Source organism: Streptococcus sp. IMAU 99161 (assembly GCF_014435245.1).
Classification (GTDB): domain Bacteria; phylum Bacillota; class Bacilli; order Lactobacillales; family Streptococcaceae; genus Streptococcus; species Streptococcus lactarius.
Genome location: NZ_JAAPAW010000004.1, coordinates 81,823 through 95,007, shown reverse-complemented (window position 1 = coordinate 95,007; position 13,185 = coordinate 81,823). Strand labels below are relative to the sequence as shown.

General features: G+C 45.0%; 6 protein-coding genes. 2 read left to right on the top strand and 4 right to left on the bottom strand.

Features of this window, described 5'->3' with window-relative positions; translation table 11 throughout:
* Positions 1–17: 17 nt before the first annotated feature.
* Both larD and HA044_RS01735 read left to right on the top strand, forming a co-directional pair.
* The gene (gene larD, locus HA044_RS01740; protein WP_187538690.1) at positions 18–731 is read left to right on the top strand and encodes a D/L-lactic acid transporter LarD; all 714 of its coding nucleotides are present in this window, start codon (positions 18–20) and stop codon (positions 729–731) included.
* Between the two features lie 133 nt (positions 732–864).
* Positions 865–2,037, top strand: a complete 1,173-nt coding sequence (locus HA044_RS01735) for an NAD(P)/FAD-dependent oxidoreductase (protein ID WP_187538688.1) — start codon at positions 865–867, stop codon at positions 2,035–2,037.
* Between the two features lie 372 nt (positions 2,038–2,409).
* Here HA044_RS01735 and HA044_RS01730 read toward each other — a convergent pair whose 3' ends face one another.
* The 4 genes from HA044_RS01730 to HA044_RS01715 form a co-directional block, all read right to left on the bottom strand.
* Positions 2,410–3,072, bottom strand: a complete 663-nt coding sequence (locus HA044_RS01730) for a hypothetical protein (protein WP_187538686.1) — start codon at positions 3,070–3,072, stop codon at positions 2,410–2,412.
* Positions 3,073–3,174: 102 nt separating this feature from the next.
* Complete coding sequence (locus tag HA044_RS01725) at positions 3,175–3,501, bottom strand: AzlD domain-containing protein (protein ID WP_187538684.1); 327 nt, start codon at positions 3,499–3,501, stop codon at positions 3,175–3,177.
* The gene (locus HA044_RS01720) at positions 3,488–4,183 is read right to left on the bottom strand and encodes an AzlC family ABC transporter permease (protein WP_187538682.1); all 696 of its coding nucleotides are present in this window, start codon (positions 4,181–4,183) and stop codon (positions 3,488–3,490) included. Before HA044_RS01720 ends, HA044_RS01725 begins: the two co-directional genes overlap by 14 nt.
* A gap of 316 nt (positions 4,184–4,499) precedes the next feature.
* A complete protein-coding gene (locus tag HA044_RS01715) occupies positions 4,500–13,166 on the bottom strand; it encodes an SIALI-17 repeat-containing surface protein (protein WP_187538680.1) in 8,667 nt (2,888 codons plus the stop codon).
* Positions 13,167–13,185: the final 19 nt, after the last annotated feature.

Below are 13,185 nucleotides of genomic sequence, written 5' to 3'. Positions count from 1 at the left end.
AGGAGACATTTATTAACATGACACATCAATTACTTGCAGAAGTTATGAGTACAGCTTTGATGATTATCTTCGGGGTTGGCGTACACTGTGACGACGTTTTGAAGAAAACAAAATATGCTGGAACTGGACACTTATTCGCGATCACTACATGGGCATTCGGTATCACTGTCTGCTTGGTTGTCTTTGGCGGCGTTTCAATGAATCCTGCTATGGCTTTGTTGAAAGTCCTTCTTGGTAAATTGACTATTGCTCAATTCTTCCCAATCGCTATCGCTGAAATGATCGGTGCTTTCCTTGGAGCTTTGATTGCTTACTTTATGTATGCTGATCACTTTAAAGCTTCTGAAGGTCAAATTGATGGTGTTGCTATCCGTAACATCTTCTCAACTAACCCAAACTGCCGTAACCTTCCACGTAACTACTTCGTCGAAGCGTTCGCAACATTTATCTTCTTGACATCAATCATGGCTGCTGAACACGCCAACGAAGCAATGCTTCCATTCACTGTTGGTTTGATCGTTTGGGCTATCGGTATGGGTCTTGGTGGTACTACAGGTTTCGCCATGAACCAAGCGCGTGACCTTGGACCTCGTTTTGCTTACCAAATCTTACCAATCAAAGATAAAGTAAACAACGACTGGCAATATGGTCTTCTTGTACCAGGTACTGCTCCATTTGTTGGTGCTGTCCTTGCCTTCTTCTTCATCCGTTACTTCCTTGGAATCATGTAATCGGAAGATCAATCCTATGAAAAAACAAGCATCTGCGGGTGCTTGTTTTTTTGATCCCTTCATTTTCCGAAGACCTCTATAAAATGATATAATGGACAAAGCACATCATGAAAAAAAGAGAAAGAAGATTGATATGACTCACTATCAGACTATTGTCATTGGAGGCGGTCCTGCTGGGATGATGGCGACCATTGCCAGCGCATCTTATGGCCAATCCACCCTGCTGATCGAAAAGAATAAAAAGCTGGGCAAGAAGCTCGCTGGTACCGGAGGAGGCCGCTGTAATGTCACGAACAACGGGACCTTAGAGGATCTGATGGCTGGTATTCCTGGAAATGGCCGCTTCCTTTACAGTGTCTTCTCCCAATTTGATAATCAAGATATCATCCAATTTTTCACCGATAATGGTGTCAAGCTAAAAGTCGAAGATCATGGTCGGGTCTTTCCTACGAGTGATCAATCTCGCACTATTATTCAAGCCTTGGAAAATAAAATCCTGGAGCTTGGTGCTAATCTAATGAACAACTGCGAGGTGGTATCTGTCACTAAGCCCGAGGACGTCTTTATCGTCAAGTCTTCTGAGCATACGTGGACAGCTGACAAGCTAGTCGTTACAACTGGGGGTAAATCCTACCCATCGACTGGCTCTACGGGTTATGGATATGAGATTGCCCGTCACTTCAAGCACACCATTACTGATCTGGAAGCAGCGGAGAGCCCTCTGTTGACAGATTTCCCCCATAAGGCCTTGCAAGGAATCTCGCTGACAGATATCACACTGAGCTATGACAAACACATGATCACTCATGACCTGCTCTTTACGCATTTCGGTCTTTCTGGCCCTGCAGCCCTTCGGATGTCTAGTTTTGTTAAAGGCGGAGAGATCTTATCTCTGGATCTCCTGCCAACTACTTCTTCTCAAGATTTAATAGATTTTCTTGAAGAGCATCGTGAAAAGTCTATAAAAAATACCCTTAAGTCCTTGCTACCTGAGCGTCTAGCAGATTTCTTAGCACAAGGATTCCCTGAAAAGGTAAAGCAGCTGACTCCTGCCCAGAAAGATGAGCTGATCCGAAAGATCAAAGCCATGCCCATCCAAGTCACTGGAAAGATGTCTCTCGCCAAATCCTTTGTGACGAAAGGGGGCGTCAGTCTTAAAGAAATCAATCCGAAAACCCTAGAAAGTAAGTTGGTTTCTGGTCTTCACTTTGCTGGGGAAGTCCTCGATATCAATGCCCATACAGGCGGTTTTAATATCACATCCGCCCTCTGTACCGGTTGGGTAGCAGGTAGTCCTCATTACTAAAAAACGAACTCGATTTGTTCGAGCTCGTCTTAGAATGATGACAAACTATTTTAAAGTAAAATAAGTCAAGTAATTCTACAAAGAAATATAAATGTGGTCCAGTTCTTAGAATGAATCAAGAAAATGCCGAAACTTTCCGCTGTGAGAAAAGTGCCTGAAACTTTTTGTTTCAGGCACTCGGAATTATTGAGAGTAAAACAGTTTGGGAAACTGTTTTAGCCTGAGCCCAGAAATTAAAGAGCGAAGAGGCTCAATAATTAGTCATGGAACTTCTTTGAAGTTCGCTGACGTCCGTACTCACCTAAGGAAAGTTTTTAAAATGACTTTGTCTTAAAACTGAAACGAACTCGATTTTCCATCGAGTTCGTCTTTTTATTGTTCTTTAGTTAATGAAAAGCGGAAATCATTGTATTTGTTGTAGTCAAATGGAGTATTGACAGGTGCTGTGAACACAACCGGTGTATAGTGACCTTCTTCTAATACAAAACCAGGTTCGAGTCGGAAATTGGCTACGCCTAGACCTGTGATCCCTGGAAGCAAGGCATCAGCTCCATCTAATCCTTCTGAATCCCAATAGTAGATATTTCCAGTTGCTTGGACAGCTCTTGCTGTATAGGTCGCTGTCCGAGTTGGTTCACTATCATTTTTGAAGCTAACCACTGTTGTCACATTCCCATTTGCATCGACAGTCATTTTAATCGCATCCGCTTGTGGGCTAGATCCAACCCAAGTTCCCACCAGTTCTGCAGGGACAGGGGCTTGGCTTGGGGTAGGTGTGGTTTCAGTCTTGCTAGCCTCTTTTGCAGGGCTGCTAGCATTGGCTTGACTAGATGAACTCTTGGTCTCTGTTGCTTTGGAAGAAGCTTCTGTAGCTTTCTTGCTACTACTTTTTGTTTTTTTGACAACCTTGCTACTCGATGCTTTCGAGGAGGACGCGGATGTTTTGTGATCCTTTGATCCACAGCCACTCAGGGACAAACCAAGTGACGCAGCCACCAGAACAGCGGCACCCCAACGGAAGATTGTTTTTTTCATAAGATCACCTCTTTCTCTTTCTGATTCCCATTATACTCCGTTTATTACAAAAATCAAGTTTTTTTGTAATAATTGTAATTTTTTTGTAACATATTTTTCTATTTAAAATGCCAATCGTAAGAGGGCCATGAGAACAATTCCAAACAAGACGGTTCCCATAAGATTTTTAGAACGAAAAGCTACATAAAGACAGGGCAGTGTCACCGCTATTTCTAACCAGTGGAACTGGGGCAGGTGACCGATTTTCCCGGTGGCTAGGCTTGATAGGACCAAGGCAAAGATAATGGAAATGGGCAGGTATTTGAGAAAGCGAGTCACAGGATCTGGCAGGCCCTTGTACTTGACCAAGACAAAGGGCAAGATCCGAGGAATCCAAGTGACTAGGGCTGAGACGAGTATGGCTAAAAAGAGAACATTATTCACGTGCATCACAAATCACCCCCACAAAACAGCCAATCAAGGTCGCAACTAGAACAGCAATAGCTTGGGCAACCACAAAGAGCAAGAGAAAGAAACTCACTGCTACTGCTAAGAGCACCAAGAGCAGGGTCTTGGTCTTTTCTGTCAGTTGCATACCTTGAAACTGGGCTGCGAAAATCCCAATAAACATAGCTACTAAGGCAAAATCAAGTCCAAAGGCCTTTGGATCTGGCAGGAGAGATCCTAGGGCAGTTCCAAGGACAGTGGCACTGATCCAAGCTACATAGCCTACTAAATTGTTTCCATGCATCCAGGGCACTGTGATGGTATCTGTCTTTAATTTCTCACTCAAGTAGACCCCATAACTCTCATCGGTCAGGAGACTTCCAATTCCAATGGTATGAGCGAGACTGGCATTCTTAAAGTCAGAGGAGGTATGCAGACTCATCAACATATTGCGGAGATTGATCAAAAAAACCGTCAGGGCCATATTGAGGATCGAAGAATGAGCTGCAATCAGAGAGATCATTGCAAACTGAGCCGCGCCTGCATAGACTAGAATACTCATCAAGGCCATCTCCAAAGGAGAAAGATAGGGAGACGCTACCACACCGCAAGCCAGGCCGATACTGATATAGCCTAGAGCTGTCGGCAGCGCATCCCTCACCCCCTGCCAAAAATCTTTTTCCATACTCTCACTCCTTTTCTAGACACAACATACTGACTTCTATTATAGCATAAGAAAAAGAAGGCAAGAGAAGACTTTTGTGATAAAAGAAGGCTGGACAGTTTTAGTCCAGCCTCTTGGGGATGAGGCTGGGACAAAAGTCCTAGCCTCTTAATTGTTTTTGGATTGTCGATCAAAACACAGTGGTTGAGTGGGCTCTACTACGCTGATTTCATCAGCTTTTACAGCCCTACTCAACTGAGCGGAGGTGGGACGACGAAATCGAATTCTAACGAATGACCGATTTCTGTCCCACTCTCGTTTCGAATCCTAGATTCTCCTAAGATTCTTTTTTCGTCTTGGCCATAAAGAGGGCCGTTGCTCCTAGACTCAGGCCTGCTAGGAAGAGGGCAGATGAGGCTGCTTCACCTGTTGCTGGAAGCATCGCCTTGTCTTCTCCTTTCATCTCTGTAGCAAGGCTTGGTGAAGATTCACCTGTTATGGAGGTTGTCATTTCTTTGTAGACCACCGCATAAGTTCCTAAATGAGTCGTTGTGAATTCCAGCCAATCACCTTTCAGCGTGAAGCCCACAGTCTCGTTTGTTGTCAGATCGTAAAGGGCTTCAACAGCTCCAGTAAGCGGCAAACGGACTAGAACAGCGCCAGTTGGTTCCACACGGGTATGCGTTGGGTCAAGCAGTTGGATCACATAGGCATCATAGCGTTTGCCTTGTAAGGCTTGATCCATCACTCTTTGTACATGGACTTTAGTAGCTGTTCCTAATTCACTGTCTCGACCAATCACCATCACACCTGTTGCAGGATCATTCAACAAGTGCAAGTTTTGTTGAGGGGATTTGAGATTGCTTGAACTAGACTCAGTTTCAGGTAACTTGTAAGCTGGCAAGTCAAGGACGGCTGCTTCAAGACCATTGGCACCACCTGTGTAGGCCGGAAGATCATTTTGCGCTGCTTGGACCGCATTCACACCTCCCTTGAACTCTGGGACTTCAAGGACGGCTGCTTCAACAGCGTTGACTCCTCCTGTGAATACTGGGATCTCAACGACTGGTGCTGCTTCATCTCCCACTGTTCCGACTGCTTCTGTATAGGCTGGAACTTCGTGGACAGCTGCTTCAACACCGTTGACTCCGCCTGTGAATGCTGGAATTTCCACCACTGGAGCTGCTTCATCTCCCACTGTTCCAACTGCTTCTGTATAAGCTGGGACTTCGTGGATGGCTGCTTCAACACCATTGACTCCGCCTGTGAATTCTGGAACTTCTACTACTGGTGCTGCTTCATCTCCCTTACTGCTCGTAGGGAACTCAGGTTTCGGAGCTGGGGTAGTTTCCACCGGTTGATCGGTCAAGTCTTGGTGGAAGGTCGTTAATTCGTAGAACTCAGGCTTGCCTCCTTGCCATGTGAGCTTGACATCCAGCAAAGGCGCCTTGTCTCGCACGGCAAAGGTTTGGAAGCTTGTGGTAATGGCTCCCAAATCTGTCCAGGCTCCGGTCCGATCTTCTTTCAAAGTCCGAGCCAGTACATGCGCTACCACCTCTTGAGGAAGGCTTGAAACGAGGCGGATATGATTGGCAGCTGTTGGTTCTGACAAGTGGTAAATCAGTTCGCCTTGGTCTTTTTCAGCCTTGTAGCTCGTCAAAACCTTACCATCAACAAGATTGGTGTAGAGGTTACCTCGACTTTCTCCACTATTTCCTTGGACGGTTGGGTCGTTGATTGGTTTTACAAATTCACCATCATTGATCACTAATTCGCTAAAGCCGACAAAGCGAGCATCGTAATCAGCAGTAAAGAGGACACGAAGATAGTTGGCTTTGACTGGACTTGTGAGTTCTCCTTCGATGTAGCGATTTCCTGGCATCTTAGAATCATGGGTCCAGCCATCTGTCAAGGAATCATCTCTTGTTTCATTGGCAAGGCCATCTCCAACGCTGACAACATCGGTCCAAGTCTTGCCATCTGGACTGACTTGGATCTTACCATCTCGAAGATAGTTTTGAGTTCCGTCTTGGATGTAGGCTCGAATTTTCTTGATATCCCGTTGGCTACCAAGCTTCAGGGTAATATGGCCACCTTTATGGGCATAATCTGAGAATTCAACGAAGTTATTGTAAACACCATCAAATAATTGGTCCAAATTTTTGAGCTTGCGCACGTCATTGCTTCCGTAAGTGGCATCAATTCCCATAGAAGTCGAATCTAGTGTGGTTGGTTCTACTTCTTTGGTCTTCACAAGTAGAGAAGTTACTGTCACTGCTTGTTCTTGGTCGGTTTGATTGACCAAACGAGCATAGCGGACCAAGGACTGATCGGTCACTTGGCTAGCCGGATACCACTCTTGAGCATTTGGAGAGTACTCGACGCGGAGGGCTGGATTTTCGATTCCGATTGCTTGGATACTTTCAGCTTGATGAAGACGATCCAGTTTCATTCCCAAATAGCTATGGGCTGGTAGTTTGGTACCACTTGGAATTTTCAGGTCATAACGGCCGAGGCTATCATATACCGGAATGGATTTCAAACTTGCAACGTTGGTATCTGTTAATTCGCTGTTGCCAGAACGGGTTTCAAGGGAGAAGTCAGCGATACGCCACCATAGATTGGTACTCTTGGTGTTACGAACACGGACGTAGCGAGCTGAAATTGGAGTTTCGATTTCTTTGGTTTGCTCACCTGATAAACGATCCAATTCTTGCCATGTATGGCCATCTGTAGAATATTCCAAAAGACCACTGGCTAATTTATCGCTTGAACCTTGAACGAGACGCACCTTAGTCACTGGTTTGACTTCACCCAAGTCGAGCTGAACCCAAGCATCCACTGGTGTGGTATCTGTCCGATCGGCATTGGCAAACATGGCTTCTGTATTATCCCGGCCATCTGTGATCTGAGCAACTGTCGTATTGTACTTGTACATGAGATTTGGACTAATCGTCACTGTAGCACTCTGTTTGCTACGATGCACTTCGACTGGTCGGTTAACTGCAATTTCACGCACAGCAAACCAAGTATTGTCTCGATCGGAAGTAGCGACCATCCGGACAGCCTTGGCATTGAGATTGAGATTCTCAAATTGAAGGAGAGGCTCATTACCAGTGTAGCGAGGATCTGTCAGTGCTACCCATTGGTCATTTTCATTGAGATACTCAACCTTGGCATCGTTGAAGGTATCACGTGGATTTGCTTGAGTTCCCATTGCAAAGGTCAAGGTATGAATTGGCACAGCCTTGTTGAATTTCAGACCAATGTAATCGCCAGTTTGGATACTATTTGGTGATTTGATCAAGGCATGTGTGCTTAGATCTCCATCTGTCACTTCTGCTAGTCCACCTTCTACACCTGTACGATTAGTGATAAAGGTACTCATTACTTGGTCAGGGTGCAGAGCTTTTTGAACTTCTGATGCCAAGATTTCACGGAGGCCAAGCAAGAATGGACGGATATGTTGAACACCTAACTCTGCTCTTTCATCATGGTCAACATAGTGGAAGGTATAGGTTTGGGATTGTTCATAGAGCTTCAAGCCCTTGTAGTAACTATCCCAAAGTTTTGCAGCATCATTTTTTGAAATGGCTTCTGTTCCATCAAGGAAGGCACCCAGAGCATCCATCTGATCAATTGTATTATCCAACCAATAATGGATTTGAGTTACCATCTTTTTATCACCAGAGGCTTTATACAGTTGCGCTGCGGCTTTTAGTTTGGCAAATTCTCCACGCAATTCCTCCCGTTCTGCACGAACATCTTGCCCTGCTTGTAACTTGGTCATAAAGGCAGTTAGTTTTGGTGCCAACTCTACAGATTCTTCCAATTTCACAACACGACCATCCATATTTTGATTGATCATGTGTTTTCCGAGTTCACGGAAGGCTTTAGAGGTATCACTCTCTGTAAACTGACCAGTTTCAACAAAGTTAAAGGCCATATCGTTTACTTTCTTCGCTTCTTCTTCAGACTTCCATTGTTTCCATGCGTATTGCGCTGCAGAGAAGAGGGCAATCTTAGAAGGTTCAGATTGTTGCATTGGATTCAACATAATGCCTGAAAGGAGACTAGGATCTACATTTGGATGCAGGAATTTCTCACCGCCACCTAAAATCAAGTGTTGTTTCGAGTTGTCTGTACATGGCCAGTTGATCCATAGAGCCACTGGACGATAGGTCTTGCCACCCGCTGTGAGGTTGTTCTTGAGGTTGGATAGAAAAGCTTCTGATACTTCTCCCCAAACCTTACCTCCAGTAAGGGTCATGGTGGTAGAGGCAGGAAGGTTTTCATTGAGTGAATGCAACTCCGCTTCACGGCCATTGCCCCAGTATTGAGCAGGTACGAAGATCATATCCTTACGAAGGCCTGCATACCGCGCTTGCTTTTCAGTCAACCAGTCAGTCATGTCCTTCATCAAGCGGTTGTAGCTATTGTAGCCTCCTACTGGACTTGGCGCATCATCGGCCAAAATACCGAATTCACGAACACCGACATCCATCAGCTGGGTGAACTTGGCCTTAATGGTTTCCAGATCTTTTTGGTAGTCAGCATCATTTCCGAAGCGAATCCGGTTGTTCATAAATGGATGGATGGTCCAGACATAACGTGTCTTGTTTTGGTTTCCGACACGCGCCAATTCACGGATTTCAGCTAGTTTTTCTTCTGGATACAGTTCACGCCATTTCTTGTTGTGGTATGGATCGTCTTTTGGTGCAAAGAAGTATTGGGTCAACTTCAAGTCACCACCATAGCGCATGAGTTCTGCACGATCAGCGTTCGACCATGGATTTCCGTAGTAGCCTTCGATAAAGCCACGATTCTTAATGTCAGCATAGTCTTCGACGGTTACATTGCGCAAGACTGGTGCTGTACTTTCATTCAGCATGTGTTTGAGAGTCGTCAAACCATAGAAGACAGCATCTGTATCTTTACCGACGATCGAGATGCTATTTCCTTTGATAGACAAGGCATAGGCATCAATCTTATCAAAGAGTCCTTGAGACAGATTTGGCATTTCTTTTTCGGCTTGGGAATTTTGCCCATGCACACCAAGGTAGATGTTCGTTGCACCTGCCACTGCTGCTGGACTACTTGTGTAAGAGATTTGATGAGTTTGCAAGACACTCTTCAAGCGGTTGCGCGTATAGATATCCAATTGATTCCCCATGACAAGATTGACTTGTTGATGAAGCTTGGTAACGCCTTCACCATAAGTAACTTTTTGTGGGGTTGGAAAGACCTTGTATTCTTTCTTGAGATAGTCTTGACTTTGGGCAGCAGCAGCAATCGCTTCATCACTTGCTGGCTTCTTAGCTACAAAACTATCAGCGAGTTCGGTTGTACCATCACCCATTTCCTCAACTTTAGGCTTTTCTGGAGTTTCAGGTTTTTCTGGGCTAGCAGGCTCTTCTGGTTTGCTACTAGAAAGTGGCTTGAGCAAATGGATTTCAGCAGCACTGCCAAATCCTGCGACACCTGCTAGGACCTTAAATTCTACCTTATCAGTATCAACTGCTTCAAATGAGACTGTTTTTTCTTTGGCATTGGTGTCCCAAGTTCCTGAAGCTACCTTGACCATTTGGCCTTCTTTTTGGGCATAGATTTCATAGGAAGTGACAACTCCATTGCCCCCGTTTGGACGCGGAAGATAGGTCAACCCATTTACCATTTCAGCTGTTTTCAGCTTCATTGTAACCGTATATGGGGCTTGAGATCCTGCCCATTTCGAATGCCAGAAGGTCGTTGGATCATTGTCAAAGGCTTTTTCAATAGCCCCTTCTGTTTCGGTACCAGGCAATTCTTGACTGCTTGCAGTCACTGTCAAGTGATCATTTGGAATCAAGCGTGGATTGACAAAGGCTTCATCCGTCAACTCTGCACTGTGCAAGATGCCCTTGAAGCCACCAATGGTGTCAAGAGGAAGGACCAAGCTATTGTAAGCTAAGCGAGGTGCAGCTGGATCAGCCAAGCGTTCTACTTGTTCACCATTTACATATACTTCGGTCAATTGAGGTTTGGTAACCACAGCGATCTGGTAACGTTTATTCTTTTCCAGTTTTTTGTTGAATTGAATATGGAATTGCTCAAAGGTATAAGCCAGATAGCCATCCTTGTCTGCGAGGTAGATCTTATTGTCCCCACTACTTGAGAAGGTTTGCTCACCATCTCCTGTCACTGTCACATCGAATTTCAAGACATGACTAGGACCAACATCCCCAGCTAAACCATTGATCCGACTATCTTTTTCAAAGGCTAAGCCATCATTATGGGTCGACACTTTCTTACTGGCATAGTTTTCAATCGTTTCTGGTGTGATGTTAAAGAGGGCACCTGCTTCTACGGTCTTATCAGGATTGGTTTGTGGTGCATAGATACTGGCTGGTAGGACTCGTTCAGCATAGCTTGCACTCGCACGATCGGATCCCCACGTACGCTCTGCAGTAGTTTGCATGCTCTTGAAAAAGCGTTTAAAGAGATCGTAAGACGTGAGACCTGTTTCACGAAGGTCAATATTGTCATTCCAAAGTGCATGACCTCCACCAAGAATGCTTGGATTTGAGGCCTCTAACAATGGGCCATGGCCAGTCCTGAAGTCACTTGGTGTCCAGCTGTTGTATTGGAGTTCATAGTTGGCATAATCTCCATAAGCTCCTTGCTGGTTGTTCCCATTTGGGACACTGTAAGTTGGAATATCTGTGATATTAATCACCTTGGCACCTTGGGCAATCGCTTCTTTCGGTTGTTGCCAACCGATGCTCCAAATGTCCACTTCAACACCATTTAAGTCTATTGGCGTGTGTCCTCTCTTGGCACTGAGAGATCCCCAAATTCGTGGGGTATAGCCTTTAGATTTGATGTATTGGATCAAATCATTGACATACCGACGATAACTTTCTCGATTTCCGTAATATTCATCTGTCCCGATATGAACGGTTGACACCCCGTGAAGTGGTGCATCTTCTCCATCCAGCAACTTGTCATAGACGGATTTGACAAAAGCTAGGGTTTCATCATATTTGCTATCCAAATCCAACATAGCCACACGTTCTACATTGTGCTTGCCCCTGTAATCACTCAAACTACCCTTATACATGAGGTCTGGCCGAACCTTGACAAAGGACAAAGCATGACCGGGCGTGTCAATTTCGGGTACGAGGTTGATATGCAAGGCTTTGGCCAGTTGAATCAACTGTTGCATCTCTTCTTTGGTATAGTGCTGGTCTGAAGTGAGTTTTTCCCCATTGGCACCTACAATATCTGTCTCAACTCGGAAACCTGTCTTAGCAGTTTTTAAGACATAGTTCAACTCTTCTTCTGGGCTCAGATGTTTACCAGCCAGATGATCTTTTAGGAAAATATAGTTGTCATTCAAGTGCAATTGCAAGTCGTTCATCTTATAGTAGGCCATGTTGAGCATGATATCTACTACTGTATCATAAGGGATAAATTTGCGACCTGTATCCAGCATAAAACCACGGTAGCTGTAGCTTGGGAAGTCACGGATTTCCCCATTTTGTAGGTCTTTTTCCCCCATTTGAAGCAGTGTCCGAGTGGCGTAAAAAGCTCCTGCCTTGTCGGCAGCTTCTACAGTGATCACACCATCCTGAATAGTGATGCCATACCCTTCCTTGCCATAGCCCTTGTCTTCTACTTTTTTAAAGACAATGCGTTTGGAAGTTTCTTGATCGCCTGTTGCCAGTTCAAGTCCACGACTTTCAAGGTCCGCTTGGTAGAATTTTGCTTCCTCAGCAAATCCAGAATCCCCCACTGAGATCACCGTATCTGCTGTAATAGACGTTTTTCCTTCTCTACCAAACCATTGTTGTACTGCTGGTGCTACTGTCGGTTTTACACCCACACCTTCATTTTGATGCAAGCCTTTAACAACGACTTCAAATTCTTTGGTCAGGGTACGTCCTTCGTTTGTTTGTTCCACCATCACTTTGACGTGTTGATCTGTCAATGGTGTATAGATCTTATTTTCAAGATCAATCACTCCCTGCTTGTTACTACCAATCAGGCGAACTTGGCCTGGAAGGGTTGGCAAAACCAAGGAATGACCATTTTCTGCTAGGCTAAGTTCATTTACTTGCCGAATACTGGTTGGCCTGCTTTGGTCAGGAATATTGGAATAGGCACGAATTTCTTGGATCCCTACATTTTTCCATTGCATACTACCAGCTTGGTAATCCGTCACTTCCAGTTTGAGATACTTGGCCAAAATCGGTGTTTTCAAATCTACCTTTTCATCTAAGACAGGATTCCCTGTTTTTTGATGGGCCAGTTGCCAGCGTTTTTCACCATGATCATTGACATCATCAACACCAGCATAGTAGAGATTCCAAGAAGTGATATTTGGATCGTTTTGTCCTCCTCTGAGGCGCCGGTCCCAGTCAATTTCCACATGCTTGATCAAACTTGTCTTAGGAAGGGTAAGCTCGATACTTGGATTTTTTGCATCTCGGTCGGTAGCCCAGCGTGTATCGCTATTGCCATCGACTGCCTTATCCGCTGTGAAGTTGGTTCCAGTTTCGTGATTGCTAGCAGTTGCCCGCGCCCCTTCTAGATGATTCCGGTCTGGACGATCTTCTAGATCTGTGACAGTTGGCTGACTTGGGCTCACTACCGGAGGGGTAACAGGTGCTGCTACAGATGCTACTGGGCTAACTGTTTCAGTTGGTTTCACCACAGGTTTTGGTGTTTCTTGTGGCGTTTCCGTTGTTGGACTGTCAGCCTGGTCTTTAGTTTCAGAAGACGTGGGATTCCCCTGAGTTGCCTCAGAATCAGCTTTTTTTAGTAAGTTAGCGACTTCAGAAGGCAACGTCTCCATCGGTTGAACCTGTGTGATCGTCCCTTCTGTTTCAGGACTGGCTTGAGTTTCTGCTGCCTCTACCACACCAACACCAAAGAAACTAGCCCCAATCATCACAGAGGCTGCACCGATTGCAAATTTGCGAATACTATAATAGCATCGTTTTTCAAATCCCTTTTTACTCATGTTTCCATCACCTTTCATC